General features: G+C 70.7%; 14 protein-coding genes. 10 read left to right on the top strand and 4 right to left on the bottom strand.

Annotated features, from left to right (window positions below; all coding sequences use genetic code 11):
• Positions 1 to 6: 6 nt before the first annotated feature.
• From MKK82_RS13970 to MKK82_RS13960, 3 genes are all read right to left on the bottom strand, one after another.
• Entirely contained in the window at positions 7 to 1,275 is a 1,269-nt protein-coding gene (locus tag MKK82_RS13970) for an NAD(P)/FAD-dependent oxidoreductase (RefSeq protein WP_238287553.1), read from the bottom strand.
• Between the two features lie 780 nt (positions 1,276 to 2,055).
• Positions 2,056 to 3,057: a CmpA/NrtA family ABC transporter substrate-binding protein gene (locus MKK82_RS13965; RefSeq protein ID WP_243986075.1), complete on the bottom strand. Its 1,002-nt coding sequence runs from the start codon at positions 3,055 to 3,057 to the stop codon at positions 2,056 to 2,058.
• Complete coding sequence (locus tag MKK82_RS13960) at positions 3,054 to 3,641, bottom strand: ANTAR domain-containing response regulator (protein WP_238287555.1); 588 nt, start codon at positions 3,639 to 3,641, stop codon at positions 3,054 to 3,056. Before MKK82_RS13960 ends, MKK82_RS13965 begins: the two co-directional genes overlap by 4 nt.
• 257 nt (positions 3,642 to 3,898) lie before the next feature.
• On the opposite strand from MKK82_RS13960, the gene MKK82_RS13955 reads away from it, so the two are divergent.
• From MKK82_RS13955 to MKK82_RS13925, 7 genes are all read left to right on the top strand, one after another.
• On the top strand, positions 3,899 to 4,555 hold the full coding sequence (locus MKK82_RS13955) for a hypothetical protein (RefSeq protein WP_238287556.1): 657 nt from the start codon (positions 3,899 to 3,901) through the stop codon (positions 4,553 to 4,555).
• A 161-nt stretch (positions 4,556 to 4,716) separates the two neighbouring features.
• A complete protein-coding gene (locus MKK82_RS13950) occupies positions 4,717 to 6,606 on the top strand; it encodes a glycoside hydrolase family 15 protein (protein ID WP_238287558.1) in 1,890 nt (629 codons plus the stop codon).
• A complete protein-coding gene (gene tkt / locus MKK82_RS13945) occupies positions 6,603 to 8,678 on the top strand; it encodes a transketolase (protein ID WP_238287561.1) in 2,076 nt (691 codons plus the stop codon). The genes MKK82_RS13950 and tkt overlap by 4 nt, the downstream gene beginning before the upstream one ends.
• 235 nt (positions 8,679 to 8,913) lie before the next feature.
• Positions 8,914 to 11,760: a bifunctional transaldolase/phosoglucose isomerase gene (locus MKK82_RS13940; protein WP_238287562.1), complete on the top strand. Its 2,847-nt coding sequence runs from the start codon at positions 8,914 to 8,916 to the stop codon at positions 11,758 to 11,760.
• A 277-nt stretch (positions 11,761 to 12,037) separates the two neighbouring features.
• On the top strand, positions 12,038 to 13,015 hold the full coding sequence (gene gnd, locus MKK82_RS13935) for a phosphogluconate dehydrogenase (NAD(+)-dependent, decarboxylating) (protein WP_238287572.1): 978 nt from the start codon (positions 12,038 to 12,040) through the stop codon (positions 13,013 to 13,015).
• 11 nt (positions 13,016 to 13,026) lie between these two features.
• Positions 13,027 to 13,752, top strand: a complete 726-nt coding sequence (pgl, locus tag MKK82_RS13930) for a 6-phosphogluconolactonase (RefSeq protein ID WP_238287574.1) — start codon at positions 13,027 to 13,029, stop codon at positions 13,750 to 13,752.
• 493 nt (positions 13,753 to 14,245) lie between these two features.
• The gene (locus MKK82_RS13925; RefSeq protein ID WP_243986074.1) at positions 14,246 to 14,950 is read left to right on the top strand and encodes an HD-GYP domain-containing protein; all 705 of its coding nucleotides are present in this window, start codon (positions 14,246 to 14,248) and stop codon (positions 14,948 to 14,950) included.
• 47 nt (positions 14,951 to 14,997) lie between these two features.
• Here MKK82_RS13925 and MKK82_RS13920 read toward each other — a convergent pair whose 3' ends face one another.
• Positions 14,998 to 16,137 carry a 2'-deoxycytidine 5'-triphosphate deaminase gene (locus MKK82_RS13920; protein WP_243986073.1) on the bottom strand — a complete coding sequence of 380 codons (1,140 nt, stop codon included), beginning with the start codon at positions 16,135 to 16,137 and terminating at the stop codon, positions 14,998 to 15,000.
• A gap of 274 nt (positions 16,138 to 16,411) precedes the next feature.
• Here MKK82_RS13920 and apaG point away from each other — a divergent pair, with 274 nt between their 5' ends.
• Genes apaG through speG form a run of 3 tightly spaced genes read left to right on the top strand, consistent with a single transcriptional unit; the run spans position 16,412 to position 18,576 of the window.
• On the top strand, positions 16,412 to 16,804 hold the full coding sequence (apaG, locus tag MKK82_RS13915; protein WP_238287582.1) for a Co2+/Mg2+ efflux protein ApaG: 393 nt from the start codon (positions 16,412 to 16,414) through the stop codon (positions 16,802 to 16,804).
• A gap of 36 nt (positions 16,805 to 16,840) precedes the next feature.
• On the top strand, positions 16,841 to 18,010 hold the full coding sequence (gene argE, locus MKK82_RS13910; protein WP_238287584.1) for an acetylornithine deacetylase: 1,170 nt from the start codon (positions 16,841 to 16,843) through the stop codon (positions 18,008 to 18,010).
• Between the two features lie 14 nt (positions 18,011 to 18,024).
• A complete protein-coding gene (gene speG, locus MKK82_RS13905; protein ID WP_283206434.1) occupies positions 18,025 to 18,576 on the top strand; it encodes a spermidine N1-acetyltransferase in 552 nt (183 codons plus the stop codon).
• The last annotated feature ends 42 nt before the right edge of the window (positions 18,577 to 18,618 follow it).

Here is an 18,618-nt window from a genome sequence, read left to right as displayed (position 1 = left end):
GCCTCCTTAAGCCGCCAGCGGTTGGGGCGCGGTGCGCCCGAACATGAGGTCGTCCACGTTCTCGATGGGGTCGCCGGAGCGGATCAGGCCCTTGCAGGCGCCCTGCTCGGCGATGTCGCCGACGAACACCGCGCCGATCAGCCGATCCTCCCGCACCAGCAGCTTGCGGTAGAGGCCGGCGCCGGGGTCGGAGAGCACGATCGCCTCGGCGTCGTCCGGCGTGTCGACGATGCCCGCCGAGAACACGGGCAGGCCGGACACCTTGAGGCTGGTGGACAAGGCCGTGCCCCGGTACTCGGCCGGCTGTCCGGCGAGATGACGCGCCAGCGTGTCGGCGTGCTCGTAGGCGGGCTCGACCAAGCCGTAGATCATGCCGCGATGCTCGGCGCATTCCCCGAGCGCGAAGATGCCCGGGTCCGAGGTGGTCATCCGGTCGTCGACCGTGATGCCCCGTCCGATCGACAGGCCCGCCGCCTGGGCCAGCGCCACCGACGGACGCACGCCCACCGACATCACGACGAGGTCGGCGGCGAGCACGGTTCCGTCCGCCAGGACGAGGCGTTCGACCCGGCCGTCGCCCTCGACCCGAGCGGTGTCGGCCTGAAGGATCACCTTCACGCCGCGGGCTTCCATGGCGCGCTTCACCAGCCCGGCGGCGTGGTGGTCGAGCTGGCGCTCCATGAGCCGGTCCATGACGTGGAGCAGCGTCGTGTCGACGCCGAGGCGCGCGAGGCCGACTGCGGCCTCAAGCCCGAGCAGACCGCCGCCGATGACGATCGCCCGGGCGTGCTGGACGGCAGCCCTCCGGATCGCCGCCACGTCGGCGAGGTCGCGGAACGTGATGACGCCCGGGAGGTCTATGCCGGGCTTCGACAGGCGGATCGGTACGGATCCCACCGCCAGGACCAGCTTGTCGTAGGGCAGGACGTGGGTCTCACCGACTCCGACCAGAGCGTTCGCCCGGTCGATCTCCGTGACCGGTGCGCCGGTGATCAGGCGGATGCCGTGGGCGGCGTACCAGTCCAGGTCGCGGAACTCGCAGGCCGCCTCGTCGACCTCGCCACCGAGCAGCGACGAGAGAAGGACCCGGTTGTAGGCAGCCCGGGGTTCGGCGCCCACACAGGTGACGTCGTAGCGATCGGGGCAGCCTTCGGTCAGCCGCTCCAGGAAGCGCAGCGAGGCCATGCCGTTGCCGATGACGACGAGCCTCTCGCGCGGGAGGCTGGTCTCGGCGCGTGCATCGTGCACGCGGAGGTCGATAGAAGATGTCGCCATCGCTCGATCGCGTCTGGAACCTCGAGTGCAGGATCGTCGGCGGACCGCCCACGAAAAAGCCGCTGCCGGTCGTCTCCCGGCGGGCTTCAGCCTCAGGAGAACCGGATCAGCGGCCTCGCTGACGGCGCTGCCCGTCGCCGTTGACGGACTTCAAGACCCGAGCAGGTTCTGTGCCACGCCGGCATGTCAGGATGAAGTCGTTGCTGTTGTTCGGGAAAATGACGGTCGCCGCGTGGCCGCGCGGCGGCTGGGGACGACAAGTGCGCTGCACAAAAATGAGGCTTCAGACTGACAAAACATCAGTCCAGGGGCGTCAGACTGGCTTTATGGGCAGGCGTTTCGGGAGCGAGGAGGCTGCGGAAGGTTCACGCAGGCATGCGGCACGGGCCGGTGCAGGCCTTGGCGGCCGCGCGGGCAGACCGCACGCCGCAACGCCTGCCCCGCGCGGGGTGAGCACTCGGAGGGGTGAGCGCTCAGATCAGGGAGGACAGAGCCGCCAGAAGACCCAGCGTCGGTACCGCGCCGACCGCGAGGACCCAGTACCAGGCATGCCTGGCGCCGGGTCGGCGATTGTCGTTGCAGGCGCGGGGAACCCGCCCTCCGCGACAGACATAGCGTCGAAGTTCGATCCGCGTGCGCGGATGCGACGTCAACGATCCAGTATCGAGTCTACGGCATCCGGGCATGGCGGAATCATAACGAGCGAGGCCGGTCGTCGTTCCGGCCTTCTCCCGGCCGCCGCAGCGAGACGATGACGAAAGTTTTGAGCTGTTTTCGGCCTCAGAGATCCGTCGTCGCGTGGCGATACAGGTCGGGCCGGAAGACGGTCGCGACCCCCGCGTCCTGAACGTCCGGCGCGGCGATCTGCTGGGAGAGCCGCATCTGCCGCAGGATCCAGCGTCCGCAGCGCAGGTCGGGCTCCTGGATGGCGGCGCCGAACCTCAGGTGCACGCCGGCCGTCGTCTCCGCGGATGCGTCCTGGGCGAACGCCGCGCCGACCAGCGTCGCGTCGAGGTCGAGGTAGTTCCGCCGGATGAGGCGGTGGACCAGCTCCGTCCGGTTGTCCGGATCGGCGCACCAGCGTCCGGCGCGGGCCACCGCCCGGATCAGCGGCGGCAGGGCCCCGTCGAGCCGCTCGGACACCGCCAGAACCTTCTCGGGTGCGTCCGGAGCCAGCAGGCTCCCGAGCACCGCGACGTGCCCATGGCCCGCCGCGGCCGCGACCGCGTTCCACGGGGCGCCGGCGCAGAAGCCGTCCACGAGATTCCGCGCGAGGGCCTCGACGCTGTGCTGGGGCGGGACCACCACGGTGCGGAACGCCGACGGGTCCAGTCCGCCGGCCTCGGCGAAGAGCCTCAACTGGTAGGTGTGGCACGAGAAGGGATGGACGGTGCCGAGCGTCAGGGGTCGACCGGCCTCGCGCCGGACCTGGGCCACCCGTGCGAAGGCGCGGGCGATCGCGTCGAGCGTCGTGCCGGCGGGCTCCATCTCCGCCCAGAGGCCGTGCGACAGGGTGATCGCGTTGCCGTCGCGGCTCAGCTGCAGCGGCACGATCAGGTCGGAGGGCGGCCCCGACAGAGCGAACCGGCTGGCGAGCGCCAGCGGCGCCAGCATGTGGGCGCCGTCGAGATGCCCGAGTGCCAGACGGTCGCGCAGGGTCGCCCAGGACGGCTCAGCGCTCAGATCGAGATCCAGCCCTTCGGCGCGGGCGAAGCCGAATTCGTGCGCGACGATCAGGGGCGCGGCGTCGCAGAGCGGGACGTAGCCGAGCTGGAGCCTCATCCGAGCAGATCCGCGGTCGTCACGATGGCGCGGGCGATGTCGGCGATCTTGCGCTTCTCGTTCATGGCCTTCCGGCGCAGCTGCTTGTACGCCTCGTCCTCGGAGAGGCCCTTCAGGCTCATCAGGATGCCCTTGGCCCGCTCGATCAGCTTGCGGTCGGCGAGTTCGCCACGCGCCTCCGAGAGCTCGCGCTGGAGGCGCGCGAAGGCGTTGAAGCGCAGGATCGCGATGTCGAGGATCGACTTGATCCGCTCCGCCCGCAGCCCGTCGACCACGTAGGCCGAGATCCCGGCATCGACGGCGGCCTGCATCATGGTCGTGTCCGAGCGGTCGACGAACATCGCCACCGGCCGCTCGACCTGACGCGAGACGCCCGACATCTGCTCGAGGATGTCCCGGCTCGGGCTCTCCAGGTGGATGACGACCACGTCGGGCTTCAGGGCGGTCACGCGTTCCGTCAGGTCGGCGGTGTCCGGCAGGACCACGACGCGGCCGACGCCGGCCGCGCGCAGGCCCTCCTCCAGAATCGCCGCGCGGGCGCGGCTCGGATCGATCACGGCGACGGTGAGGTTGGTTTCGGTCATCTGAGCCCGGTTCGGGGCGGATCATCGCGGCGGACGCCCCGGTTCGGGCATCCCAACCGAAGCACCGGACCCAAGCAAGGGATATGCCCCCCGCCGGCAGGTGCCGGGAAGCCCGCCCGCGGTTCCATCCCGTCCCGTGTTCATCCCGTCTCACGCCGGCATTCGGCAATCGGCGCGAAAAGAAACGGTCCAGCTTCCGCCGCAATGCTGGCCGCATCCTGCGGATCTCGGAGCGGTCAGGGAGATCGGTGATTCGGATGCGCAGGCCAGGTCAGCCCGCCTTCACGGACGCCGGCACCGGCCGCGTCTCCATGCCGTTCCTGCCGACGCTGGGCGTCGTCGCCCTGCTGGGCGTGGCCTCGCTCTACTGCCCGTCGTCGAGCCCGCCGAAGTCGCGGCCGCCGCTCGCGCAGCTGGATCCGCTCACGACGGCCTCCCTCGCGGCCGCACCGGTCACAGCTCCCTCTCTGGCAGCCTCCCCGACCGCCTCCCCGACCGCCTTCGCGCGGGCGGCGACCGGCCCGGCTGTCCCGGGCCGCATGCCCGCCTCCCTGGCCTTCGCCGAAGCTTACCCGCTCGACGGTTCGGCGCCGAAGGCCCCCGCAATCCACGCCGGAGGTCCGGTCCGGGCGGCACCGCGGCTGGCCGTCGCGAGCCGCCGCCCCTGCCCGGGCCGTCGATGCCCGGAGGCCCCGCAGCGCGCCGCCGATCCGTTCGCCGCCGCGCACGCCGACACCGCGGAGCCGGTCGAGGACGGGGCGGTACCGCAGCCGGCCCTGCCTTTCGCCGACACGGTCGCCCAGACCCTGGCGCCCGCCGCCCGGGTCGTGGGCGATGCGGCCGACCTCGTGCGGACCGGCGCCGCGGCAGTCCGGGGCACGGTGTCCCTGGCGGTCGCCGACTGCCTGCGCTGACCGCAGGCTGACCCGGAGCCCCGGCTGTCATCCCGCTTCCCGCCACCGCCTGGTGGAACGCGCGGTCCCGGCGGCGTTCCTCTGGATCTCCCGACCGGCCGTCCTAGGTGCGTTGCAGCGGACGGTCCGGGCAGCCGGCCGCCGACCGGAGTCGGGACCGGATGGCTGCACGCATCGAGGATTACGCGCTCGTCGGGGATTGCCGCAGCGCCGCGCTGATCAGCCGGCAGGGCAGCGTCGACTGGCTGTGCTGGCCGCGCTTCGACGCGGCAGCCCTGTTCACCAACCTGCTCGGGACCGAGGCGCACGGCTTCTGGAAGATCTTTCCCGAGGCCGAGCACGTCGAGACCCGCCGGTCCTACCGTCCGGGAAGCCTCGTCCTCGAGACCCGGCACACGACCCGGCAGGGCGAGGTGCTGGTCACCGACTTCATGCCGGTCGGCGACGGATCGCACCTCGTGCGCCTCGTCGAGGGCGTGCACGGGCGGGTCGCCATGCGGATGGAGATGGCGGTCCGCTTCGATTACGGCTCGGCCGTACCGTGGGTGTCCCGCTCGGAACTCGGCGACCTGCGGGCCGTATCGGGTCCCCACAAGGTGGTGCTGCGCACCGATGTCCACCTGAAGGGCTCCGACGCGCAGACGACCGTGGCCGAGTTCACGGTCCATGCCGGGGACCGGCACCGCTTCGTCCTGAGCTACGGCCCCTCCCACGAGGACGATCCCGTGGCGATCGAGCCCCGCAAGGCGCTCGAGGCGACGGATCAGCACTGGTGCGACTGGTCGAGCCGCTGCGCCGGCGGGACCGCCTGGGACAGGATGCTTCAGCGCTCCCTGCTGACCCTGAAGGCGCTGATCTACGAGCCCACCGGCGGCATCGTGGCCGCGCCCACCGCCTCCCTGCCGGAGGGACTCGGCGGCGAGCGCAACTGGGACTACCGCTACTGCTGGCTGCGCGACTCGACGCTGACGCTGATCGCCCTGATGGATGGCGGCTACATCGACGAGGCGCGCAACTGGCTCGACTGGCTGCAGCGGGCAGTGGCCGGGAACCCCGAGCAGGCGCATATCCTCTACGGGATCGGCGGCGAGCGGCTGCTGCCGGAGATCGAGCTCGACTGGCTGCCCGGCTACGAGAATTCCAAGCCGGTCCGCATCGGCAACGCGGCGGCCAACCAGTTTCAGCTCGACGTCTACGGCGAGCTGTTCGACGCGCTCTATCAGGCCCATGCCCGCGGCTTGCCGGTGAGCAAGGACGGGTTGAGGGTCGGGCTGGCGATACTCGGTCACTTGGAGCAGGCGTGGCGCCGGCCCGACGAGGGGATTTGGGAGGTGCGCGGCGGCCCGCGCCACTTCACGCACTCGAAGGTGATGGCCTGGGTGGCGTTCGACCGGGCACTGCGCATGCACGAGATGCACGAATCCGGTGCCACCGAGGAGCACGCCAGGCGCTGGCGCGCAGTCCGGGACGCGATCCACGCCGAGGTCTGCGAAAAGGGGTTCGATCCCGACCTGAACAGCTTCGTCCAGTCGTACGGCTCGAAGGCGCTCGACGCGAGCCTGCTGCTGATCGCCCATACCGGCTTCCTGCCGCAGGACGATCCGCGGGTGGTCGGTACGGTCGAGGCGATCGGCAAGGGGCTGATGCGCGACGGCTTCATCCTCCGCTACGAGACGGAGGGGCAGACGACCGACGGACTGTCGGGCAATGAGGGCGCGTTCCTGCCCTGCACGTTCTGGTACGCGGACAACCTGATCGGCCTCGGACGCCGGGACGAGGCGCGGGCGATCATCGAGCGCCTCGTCGGCATCTGCAACGATCTCGGCCTCGTCAGCGAGGAATACGACGTGCAAGCCAAGCGTCTTGTGGGTAACTTCCCCCAGGCGTTCACGCATGTCGCGCTCGTCAACACGCTCCTCAGCTATACGCGCGGCGAAGGGCCGGCGGATCGGCAGGGTGGTAAGGCCAACGGAGCTCCTCCCGCCGTCCTACGGCAGCGCGAAGCCGCGAAGCGGACCGCGAGAGGCGAACTGGAAGACGCAAAATCATGAGCGGTGCTGACACTCCCGCCAAGGCGGCCCTGGCTGAGATCGATACGCTCAGCATCAACACGATCCGCACGCTGGCGATCGACGCGGTGCAGAAGGCCAATTCCGGCCATGCGGGTGCGCCCATGGCCCTCGCGCCCGTCGCCTACACCCTCTGGAACCGCTACCTGCGCTTCGATCCGGCGCATCCGCACTGGCCGAACCGCGACCGGTTCGTCCTGTCCTGCGGCCACGCCTCGATGCTGCTCTACGGGCTCCTGCACCTCGCCGGCGTCGCCGAGAACGACGGCGGCAACGCCCCGGCGGTGTCGCTGGAGGACATCAAGAAGTTCCGCCAGCTCGACAGCCGGACCCCGGGCCATCCGGAATACCACTTCACCACCGGCGTCGAGACCACAACGGGTCCGCTGGGCCAGGGCGTGGCCAACTCGGTCGGCATGGCGATGGGCAGCCGCTTCCTCGGCCAGCACCTCAACCGGCCGAACCTGGCGCTGTTCGACTACAACGTCTACGCCGTCTGCTCGGACGGTGACCTGATGGAGGGCGTGGCCTCGGAGGCCGCCTCGCTCGCCGGCCACCTGCGGCTCGCCAACCTCTGCTGGATCTACGACGACAACACCATCACCATCGAGGGCCACACGGAACTCGCCTTCGGTGAGGAGGTGGCGACCCGGTTCCTGGCCTATGGCTGGCAGGTGCTGCGCGTCGCCGACGCCAACGATCTGCACGCGCTGGCGGGCTCCATCGAGACGTTTCTCGCCACGAACGACCGGCCGACGCTGATCATCGTCAAGTCGGTGATCGGCTACGGCGCGCCGAACAAGCAGGGCACCCCGAAGGCGCACTCGGACGCGCTGGGCCCGGACGAGGTCAAGGGCGCCAAGCGCGCCTATGGCTGGCCGGAGGACGCGCAGTTCCTGGTGCCGGACGGGGTGCTGGAGAACTTCCGCGACGGCATCGGCAAGCGCGGCGCCGCCCTCCACGCTGCGTGGCAGGGCCTGCTGACCCAGGCCAAGGAGGCGGATGCCGGCCACGCCGAGGACCTGGACGCCCTGCTGGAGGGCCGCCTGCCGGAGGGCTGGGACAGGGATATCCCGGTCTTCGAGCCGGACGCCAAGGGCCTGGCCACCCGCGAATCCTCCGGCAAGGTGCTCAATGCCATCGCCCAGCACGTGCCGTTCCTGCTCGGCGGCTCGGCGGATCTGGCGCCGTCCAACAAGTCGAACCTGACCTTCGAGGGCGCGGGCTCCTTCGGGCCGTTCTCGCCGGGGGGGCGGAACCTGCATTTCGGCGTCCGCGAGCACGCCATGGGCTCGATCGTGAACGGGCTGGGCCTCTCCGGGCTGCGGGCCTACGGGGCGACCTTCCTGGTCTTTGCCGACTACATGCGTCCGCCGGTCCGGCTGGCCTCGCTGATGGAACTGCCGATCTTCCACATCTTCACGCACGATTCGATCGGCGTCGGCGAGGACGGACCGACCCACCAGCCGGTGGAGCAGCTCCTGTCGCTACGCTGCATCCCGGGCCTCGTGACGCTGAGGCCGGGCGACGCCAACGAGGTCGCCGAGGCCTACCGGGTGATCTTCTCGCTCAAGAACCAGCCGGCGGTGCTCGCCCTCTCGCGCCAGCCCCTGCCGACCCTCGACCGAACGAAGTACGGCGCCGCCTCCGGAACCGCCAAGGGCGGCTACGTGCTGGCGGAGAGCGACGGCACGCCCGACGTCATCCTGCTGGCCTCCGGCTCCGAGGTTCAGCTCTGCGTCGGCGCCTACGAGGCGCTGAAGGCCGAGGGCGTGAAGGCCCGAGTCGTGTCGATGCCGTCCTGGGACCTGTTCGAGCGGCAGGACGAGGCCTACCGCGACTCAGTCCTGCCGCCCGCCGTGAAGGCGCGGGTGGCGGTCGAGCAGGGCAGCGTCATCGGCTGGGACCGCTACGCCGGCTCCGAGGGCGCGATCATCGGGATGCACACTTTCGGGGCTTCGGCGCCGATCAAGGATCTCCAGACCAAGTTCGGTTTTACCCCTGAGAAGGTGCTGGAGGCCGCGAAGGCGCAGGTGGCCAAGCACAAGCGGTAACGGCGGATACGCGACGGTTCCCTCCCCTCTAGGGGAGGGTGGCCCCCAGAGGGTCGGGTCGAAACCCCGCAAGGGGGAGCGACGGTGCGGAAGAAGGCGGTGGCCTTCATGAGGCTCGCGCCCCTCCCCCAGGCCCGGCTCCCCTCGCCCGACCCTCGCTGACGCGAGGGCCACCTCCCCCGCAGGGGAAGGGAGGGCGCCCGGCAAGTAGCGGCACGTGAGACGAGGATACGACATGAACGCGCTCAAGGCCCTGCACGACGAACAGGATCAGGCGGTCTGGCTCGACTTCGTGGCCCGCGGCTTCGTCCAGAAGGGTGAGCTGAAGCGGCTCGTCGAGGAGGATGGCCTGCGGGGCGTCACCTCGAACCCGTCGATCTTCGAGAAGGCGATTGGCCATTCGGACGAGTACGACGACAGCCTCAAATCCGTGCAGGCGACCGGCGACAGCCGCGTCATCGACCTCTACGAGGGTCTGGCCATCGCCGACATCCAGGCGGCGGCCGACGTGCTCCGCCCGGTCTACGAGGCGAGCGACGGCGCCGACGGCTACGTGAGCCTGGAGGTCTCGCCCTACCTCGCCCTCGACACCGAGGCGACGCTGACCGAGGCGCGGCGCCTGCACAAGGCGGTCTCGCGCGACAACCTGATGGTCAAGGTGCCGGCCACCCCGGAGGGTATCCCGGCGATCCGGCAGCTTACGGCCGAGGGCATCTCGATCAACGTCACCCTGCTGTTCTCGCAGGAAGCCTACGAGGCGGTGGCCCGCGCCTTCATCGACGGCCTCGACGCGCGGTCGAAGGCCGGCCACGACGTGTCGCGGATCGCCAGCGTCGCGAGCTTCTTCATCAGCCGCATCGACGTGCTGGTCGACAAGCTCCTCGACGAGAAGATCGCCCAGGCGAACGATCCCGACGAGAAGTTCGCCCTGGAGCAGCTCAAGGGCAAGGTGGCGATCGCCAACGCCAAGCTCGCCTACCAGCGCTACCGGCGCATCTTCGCCGAGTCGAAGTGGACGGCGCTCGCCGAGAAGGGCGCGAAGGCGCAGCGGCTGCTCTGGGCCTCCACGGGCGTGAAGAACAAGGCCTATTCCGACGTCCTCTACGTCGAGGAGCTGATCGGGCCGAACACCGTCAACACCATGCCGCCCGCCACCATGGACGCGTTCCGCGACCACGGCGTCGTGCGGGCGACGATCGAGGAGGACGTGCCCGGCGCCGAGGCCGTGATGGCCAAGCTCGCCAGGACCGGCATCGACATCGAGACGATCGCCGAGCAGCTGGTGCGCGAGGGCGTGCAGCTCTTCATCGACGCGGCCGACAACCTGCTCGGCGCGGTCGCGGGCAAGCGCGCGGCCCTGCTCGGCCAGCGCCTCGACGGTCAGAGCCTCGTCATGGACGACGCCCTCGCGGCCGAGGCGAAGAAGGCGGTCGAATCCTGGCGCGCGAGCGGTTCGATCCGCCGGCTCTGGGCGGGCGACGCCTCGGTCTGGTCCGGCCATGACGAGGCCAGCTGGCTGGGCTGGCTGCACATCGTCGAGGAGGAACTGGAGAAGGCCGCCGATTACGCCGCCTTCTCCGACTGGGTGAAGGCGGAAGGCTTCACCGACGCGGTGGTGCTGGGCATGGGTGGATCGAGCCTCGGCCCGGAGGTTCTGAGCCTCACCTACGGCCAGCGCGAGGGATTCCCGAAGCTCCAGATCCTCGACTCGACCCACCCGGATCAGGTCCGTGCCCTGGAGGCGAGCGTCGACCTGGCCAGGACGCTGTTCATCGTCGCGTCGAAATCGGGCTCGACTTTGGAGCCCAACGTCTTCCGCGACTACTTCCTGGCCCGCGCCAGGGCGGTGCTCGGCGACCGGGCCGGCGACCACTTCGTGGCCGTGACCGATCCGGGCTCCGACATGGAGCGCGCCGCCAAGGCGGATGGGTTCAAGAAGATCTTCTACGGGGTGAAGCAGATCGGCGGGCGCTACTCGGTGCTCTCGGCCTTCGGCCTCGTTCCGGCGGCCGCCATGGGCCTCGACGTCAAGGCGCTCCTGGAGACGGCCCGCGTCATGGTCCGTTCCTGCGGCCCGGCCGTGCCGCCGGCCGTGAACCCGGGCGTGCTGCTCGGGACTGCCATGGGGGCGGCGGCGCTCGCGGGCCGCGACAAGGTGACGATCGTCGCCTCCCCGGCGATCGCCAGCTTCGGTGCCTGGGCCGAGCAGCTGATCGCCGAATCGACCGGCAAGCAGGGCAAGGGTCTCGTCCCGGTCGACGGGGAGCCGGTCGGCGTGCCGGCGGTCTACGGTCACGACCGGTTCTTCATCTACCTGCGTCTCGACGGCGGCGCCGAGGCGGCGCAGGACGAGGCCCTGCGCGCCCTGGAGCGGGACGGCCACCCGATCGCCCGCATCACCCTCGACCGGGTGGAGCAACTGCCGCAGGAGTTCTATCGCCTGGAGATGGCGACCGCGGTGGCGGGTGCGGTGATCGGCATCAACCCGTTCGACCAGCCCGACGTCGAGGCCAGCAAGGTCGAGACCAAGAAGCTGTTCGCGGAGGCCGAGGCGAGCGGCGCCCTGCCCTCCGAGGACCCCCTCTTCGCCGACGAGGCGATCGCCCTCTACGCCGATCCGCGGAATGCGGACGGGTTGAAGCAGGCGTCCGACGGCCTGGAGGTCGCGCTCAAGGCGCAGCTCGCCCGACTCAGGGACGGCGACTATCTGGGGCTCCTCGCCTACGTGCCGCGCGACGCGACGACGGCGGCGATCCTTCAAGAGGCCCGGATCGCCGTGCGCGACGCGCGCAAGGTGGCGACCTGCCTGGAATTCGGTCCGCGGTTCCTGCATTCCACGGGGCAGGCCTACAAGGGCGGCCCGGATAGCGGCGTGTTCCTTCAGATCACCGCGGATCCGACCCAGGATCTGCCGATTCCCGGCCGGAAGCTCGGCTTCGCCACCGTGGTGGCCGCGCAGGCGCGGGGCGATTTCGCGGTGCTTGCCGAGCGCGGCCGGCGGGCGCTGCGGGTCCACATCAAGGGGGACCTCGAGGCCGGGCTGAAGCGCATCGCGTCGGCGCTGAAGGCGGCGGTGGCCTGACACGAGGGACGGCGGGGCGGTCATCACCGCCCCGTTCGCGTTCGGGGGAGCGTCGACGGAATGCGACCCGAGATCTGCCGCGAGGGGACGCACAGCGTCCGAAGGGATGTCGCTGAGCGTCGGTGCCGCGTTGCGGCACCGCCCTCGCAGGGTCCCGGATCACCGGCCACGGCGTTCCCGGTATCCGGGCAGGGGTCGCGTCTCGTGTGCGCGTCGGCGGTGAAGCCGTAGGGAGCCGGACCTCGTCCGCGGGGTCGATCGGGAAGGAAGGGCAGCAATGCAACTCGGCATGATCGGCCTCGGCCGGATGGGCGGCAACATCGTCCGGCGTCTCCTGCGGGATGGGCACACAGCCGTGGTGTTCGACCAGAACCCGGAGGCCGTCGCGGCCCTGGTCGAGGCCGGGGCCGTCGGCGCGTCGAGCCTGGAGGATCTCGTGTTCAAGCTGGAGGTGCCGCGCGCGGCCTGGGTGATGCTCCCGGCGGGCGCGATCACCGAGGAGGCCGTCCAGACGCTCTCGGGGCTGATGCAAGCCGGCGACTGCGTCATCGACGGCGGCAACTCCTTCTACGGCGACGACGTCCGCCGCGGCATCGCGCTGAAGGCGCAGGGCCAGCACTACGTCGATGTCGGCACCTCCGGCGGCGTCTGGGGCCTGGAGCGCGGCTACTGCATGATGATCGGCGGCGACCCGGAGACGGTCGATCGCCTCGACCCGATCTTCAAGACCCTGGCGCCGGGCATCGGCGACATCCCGAAGACCCCGAACCGCGACGGACGCGACCCGCGGGCCGAGCAGGGCTACATCCATGCCGGGCCGACCGGCGCCGGCCATTTCGTCAAGATGATCCATAACGGCATCGAGTACGGCCTCATGCAGGCCTACGCGGAGGGCTTCGACATCCTCCGCCATGCCAATTCCGAGTCGCTGCCGGCCGAGCGCCGGTTCGACCTCAACATGGGCGATATCGCCGAGGTCTGGCGCCGCGGCAGCGTCGTCTCCTCGTGGCTCCTCGATCTCACCGCCCAGGCCCTCGCGGGCGACGAGCAGCTCACCGACTTTTCCGGCTACGTGGAGGATTCCGGTGAGGGCCGCTGGACCATCAACGCCGCCATCGAGGAGAGCGTACCGGCGACGGTGCTGTCCGCGGCGCTGTACCGCCGCTTCCGCTCCCGCGAGCACGAGAGCTACGCCGACAAGCTCCTGTCGGCGATGCGCAAGGGCTTCGGCGGCCACCAGGAGCCGAAGACGTAGGGGCGCGTCCCATGAGCCTTCCCGCCGGCACCCACGTCCTGAAGGACCCGGAGGCGGTCGCCCGCGAGGCGGCCGAGCGGCTGATCGTGGCCTGCGGCGAGACCCGATCCGAGCGGATCGCGATCTGCCTGTCCGGCGGTTCGACCCCGAAGGTGCTGTACGGCCTCCTCGCGGGGCCGGACTATGCGAGCCGGATGCCGTGGGAGCGGGTTCACTGGTTCTTCGGCGACGACCGAGCCGTCCCCTGGGACGACGAACGCAGCAACGTCCGCATGGTCCGTGAGGCCTTCGGCCATGGCGGCCGGGTCCCGCCGAGCCACCTGCACTTCATCCCGTCGGATGAAGGCGCGGAGGCGGGGGCCCGCGCCTACGAGCGCACGCTCCTGGACTTCTACGGGGCCGACCGCCTCGATCCCGACCGGCCGCTGTTCGACCTCGTGCTGCTCGGCCTCGGCGAGGACGGCCATACCGCCTCGCTGTTCCCGGGCAAACCGGCCGCGGGGGAGATCCGCCGTCTCGTCGTTCCGGTGCCCGAGGCCGGCCTCGCCCCCTTCGTCCCGCGGATCAGCCTGACCCTGACGGCGCTCGCCTCCTCCCGGCACGTGCTGTTCCTGGTCACCGGGGCGGGCAAGCGGGCAGCCCTGACCCGCCTCGCCGCCGGAGAGGATCTGCCGGCCGGCCGGGTGACCAGCACGGGCGCGGTGGCGTGGCTGCTCGACGAGGCCGCGGCGGGCTGACGGCCCCGGGGACGCGACGGGCGCGTTACGGTCTGGCAAGGTCGACGTGCTAACCGGAGCCATCGCTCGCGCCGGTCGGACGTGCCGCGGCGGGGACGTCGCTAAAAGAGCCAGATGCCTGCGGGTACCCTCGTCCTCTACACCGACCAGCCCGCGCGCCGCGCCGATCTGCTGCGCGCGCTTGAGCAGATCGCCCCGTGCACGACACTGGGTGCCGCCGAACCGCCGCCCTCGGCCACCTGCATCGCCCTCGTCGCCGACCTCGACCTGCTCGTGCCCGCGCCCCTCACGGGGCTGCGGTCGCTGATCGCTTCGACGCCGGACCTGCCGCGCGTCTTCCTGATGCGCAGCATGGGCACGCGCAGCCTGTCCGCCGCGCGCGGGCTCGGGGGGGCGCCTCTGCCTGCCGGCCGAAACCCCGGTCGGGACCGTCGTCGAGGCGCTGCGGGCGCAGATCCGGCCACCGGCCGCGCCGCCGAAGCCCACGGCGCCGGTGGCCGGCTCCGCGCCCGGCGTCCCGCTCGTCGCCCAGGCGGCCGACCGGGCGGGCGCCGTCATCGCCAGCCTCCTCGAATCCGCGCGGGCATCCGGTACCGTCGACGCGGCGCTGGTGAATGAGAGTCTCGATCCGATCCTCGGCGCGATCGGCGTGGGTGGCCTGACCGCGTGGCTCGAGACCGTGCGTGCCTACGACGACGCCACGTACCAGCACTGCCTGCTGGTGGCGGGCCTCGCCGCGACCTTCGCGATCGACCTCGGCTTCTCGGCGACGGATCGTCAGCTGCTCGTCCGCGCCGCCCTCGTCCACGACGTCGGCAAGGCCAAAATCCCGCTGGCGATCCTGAACAAGCCCGGCCCCCTCGACCCGGCGGAGCGGACGGTGATGTGCACGCACGCGGCCCTCGGCCATGAGATCCTGGTCAAGGCCGGCGGGTTCGACGAGACGGTCCTCGCCGTGGTGCGTCACCACCACGAGATGCTCGACGGCTCGGGATATCCGGACGGGCTGAAGGGCGACGCCATCCCGGACATCGTCCGGCTGATCACCGTCTGCGACGTCTACGCGGCGCTCGTGGAACGGCGTCCCTACCGGCCACCCCTGCCGGCCGCGGAGGCCATGCGGATCCTCCACGGCATGAAGGGCAAGCTCGACGGATACCTCGTGCGCGCCTTCGAACGCTCGGTTGCGGGCACCTGAACCGAGGGCACCGCGGCTGCGGTCGCGCCTGGTCCTCCGCGTCCCGGCTAGAGGACGAAGTGCTTGGAGAGTTTCAATCCCTGCGCCTGGTAGTTCGAACCCGCGCCGGCGCCGTAGAGCGTCTCGGGCAGGTCGAGCATGCGCTCGTAGACGAGGCGGCCGACGATCTGGCCGTCCTCCAGCAGGAACGGCACGTCGCGCGAGCGGACTTCCAGGACGGCGCGGGCGCCCGCGCCGCCGGCCCCGGCATAGCCGAAGCCGGGATCGAAGAAGCCGGCGTAATGCACCCGGAATTCGCCCACCAGGGGATCGAACGGCACCATCTCGGCGGCGTGGTCGGGCGGGACCTGGACGGCTTCCTTCGAGGCCAGGATGTAGAACTGGCCGGGATCGAGGATCAGGCTGCCCGATCCGTCGGCCGCCAGGGGCTCCCAGAAATCCGCGGCCCGGTGCCGGCCCGGCGCGTCCACGTCGACGAGGCCGGTGTGGCGCTTCGCCCGGTAGCCGATCAGCCCGTCGAAGCCGGCGAGGTCCACCGACACCGCCACGCCGCCCTGGAAGGACGGGCTCGGCGCATCGACCAGGGCCGAGCGGGCGTGGAGCTGGCCGAGTTCGGTCTCGGTCAGACGCGGCGCACCGCGGCGGAAGCGGATCTGCGACAGTCGTGAGCCGGTCCTGACGAGGACCGGGAAGGTGCGGGGTGAGATCTCCGCGTAGAGCGGTCCGGTATAGCCGGGCTCGACCTGATCGAAGGCTTCGCCCCGGTCGGTGATGACCCGGGTGAACACGTCGATGCGTCCGGTGGAGCTCTTCGGGTTCGCCGCGGCCGCCAGATCGCCCGGCAGGGCCAGGCTCTCCTGGAGTTCGGCGATGTAGACGCAGCCCGTCTCCAGGACCGCGCCGGGGCGCAGGTCGATGGTGTGGAGCGACAGCCGCTCGACGCAGGCCTGAACCGTGCGCCCGGCGCCGGGCAGGAAGCTGGTGCGCACCCGGTACGCGGTATCGCCCAGGCGCAGGTCGAGGCTCGCGGGCTGGATCTGGTCGGCCGCGAAGGGCCGCGCGATCTGGATGCCGCCCGCCTCCGCGAGGGCGGCGATCGCCTGTGCCGGCAGGATCCCGATGCGGCTTGCTGCGCCCGAATCGGCGCCCCCCTTGCCTGCGCCCCCCTTGCCTGCGCCCGCGTTCATCGCGCCCCTGCCTCCTCCGCGCGCCACCGGCCGGTCCGCGTCCGCGATCCGTTCTCGCCGGGACTGGCTAATGCCGGCTTAACCGGCCCGGAGGCCGACGTCATGTCGCGCTCGGCGTCCAGGTCATGGCCGGGGGCCGGATGGGCGGATCGGGGTCCCGCGAGGTAGTCAGCCGCAATTGACGGCGATTCCGGCGCCTACTACCACCGCCCGTGAGACGCGTTCCATTCGGCTTCACCGAGTCGTACCGTCCGAAGAAGGGCCTTATAGGGCGATGTACAAGGCCGAGACGCGAGGAATTAGCGTGACGGTTCAGTCCCGCTTCGTCGAGGAGGAGTCCTCGCCGAACGAGAGCCGATACTTCTTCGCCTACACGGTCGAGATCGTGAACAACGGCAGCGAGCAGGTGCAGCTGCGCGCCCGGCACTGGCGCATCATCGACGGCTACGGATCCTGCCAGGAGGTCCGCGGGACCGGTGTGGTCGGCAAGCAGCCGGTGCTGGAGCCCGGGGAGTCGTTCTGCTACACGAGCGGCTGCCCGCTCAACACGCCCGACGGGCTGATGGCCGGTAGTTACACCATGGCGACGGTGGCCGGTGAGAGCTTCGAGGCCGAGATCCCCGCCTTCTCCCTCGACAGCCCGCACGTCCGCCGCAGCCTGCACTGAGGTCCCGGCAACCCGGGCCTCGTCCCGGAGGAAGTCATGTCCGCGACCGGCGAGCGGCTGAGCCCGCTCGACATGCTCGCCCGCCTCGTGTCCTTCGACACCGAGAGCGACAAGTCCAATCTCGCCCTGATCGACTCCGTCTGCGCCTATCTGGACGGCTGGGGAATCCCGTACCTCCGCCTGCCGAACGCCGTGGGCGACAAGGCGGCCGTCCTCGCCACCGTTGGCCCGATGGTCGACGGCGGCGTCGTGCTCTCCGGCCATACCGACGTGGTGCCGGTGGCCGGACAGGCGTGGTCCAGCGACCCGTTCACGCTGCGCGTGGCCGACGGCCGGGCCTACGGGCGCGGCGCCGTCGACATGAAAGGCTTCGACGCCCTGGCGCTGGCGCTGGTGCCCGACATGCTGGCCGCCGGCCTGAAGAGGCCGATCCACATCCTGCTCTCCTACGACGAGGAGACGACCTGCCTCGGCTCGATGGACGGGATCGCGCGGTTCGGCGTCGACCTGCCGCGGCCGGGCGCCGTGATCGTCGGCGAACCCACCGGCATGGAGGTGGCGGACGCCCACAAGAGCATCGTCACCTGCCTGACCACCGTCCACGGCCACGAGGCCCACTCGGCCCGGCCCGCGCTCGGAGCGAACGCCGTGACGGCCGCCTGTGATCTCGTCGCGGGCCTCAACCGGATCGCCGATCTGATGATCGAGCGCGGCGATCCCTCGGGCCGGTTCGATCCGGCGGCCACCACGGTCCATGTCGGCACGATCAACGGCGGCACCGCCCGCAACATCCTGGCGAAGGTCTGCCGCTTTCATTGGGAGTACCGCAGCCTGCCGGACCTCGATCCGGGCGAGATCCCTCGGCTCTTCGCCGCCGAGGTCGAGCGGGTGACGCGCGAGCGCCTGAACCGCTACGGCGCGTTCGGGCGGATCGAGACGCTGGAGGAGGTCGACATCCCCGGCCTCGCCCCCGAGCCCGGCTCGGAGGCCGAGCGGCTCTGCCTGCGGCTCGCCGGGCGCAACCGCACCGTCGCGGTGCCCTACGCCACCGAGGCCGGGCAGTTCCAGGCGGCCGGCATCCCGACCGTGGTCTGCGGGCCCGGCGACATCGCGCAGGCTCACCAGCCCGACGAGTTCATCACCCTGGATGCCTTCGGCCAGGGTGAGCGGTTCCTGCGCAAGCTGATCGAGGCGTACGCGTCATGAACGCAATCACCGGAATCACCATCAAGCTGCGGCCGCTCGAGCGGGAGGACCTGCGCTTCGTCCACCAGCTCAACAACAACGACAGCATCATGCGCTACTGGTTCGAGGAGGCCTACGAATCCTTCGCCGAACTTCAGCAGCTCTACGAGCGCAACATCCACAACCAGACGGAGCGCCGCTTCATCGTGGCCGATCCGGGCGGCGAACCGGCCGGGCTGATCGAGCTCGTCGAGATCAACCATCTCCACCGGCGCTGCGAGTTCCAGATCGCCATCCATCCGAGCTTCCAGGGGCGCGGCTACGCTTGGCAGGCCACCCGGATCGCCATGGACTACGCCTTCAGCGTGCTCAACATCCACAAGCTCTACCTGCACGTGGACCGGGACAACGCCCGGGCGGTGCGGATCTACGAGCGCTGCGGCTTCCGACCCGAGGGTGTCCTCAAGGACGAGTTCTTCGTGAACGGGCGCTACCGCGACGCCGTGCGCATGTGCCTGTTCCAGCCCGATTACCTGCGGGCGCGGGGTGGCGGCGGCGACATCGCCGAACCCGTGCTCAAGGTCTGAACCGCTCGTGGGGCACGGCGGCGCGGATCCGGCCGGCTGCTT

Source organism: Methylobacterium sp. E-046 (assembly GCF_022829625.1).
Classification (GTDB): Bacteria; Pseudomonadota; Alphaproteobacteria; order Rhizobiales; family Beijerinckiaceae; genus Methylobacterium; species Methylobacterium longum.
The sequence above is the reverse complement of the archived record's forward strand: the minus strand, read 5'-3'. Positions and strand labels throughout refer to the sequence as shown.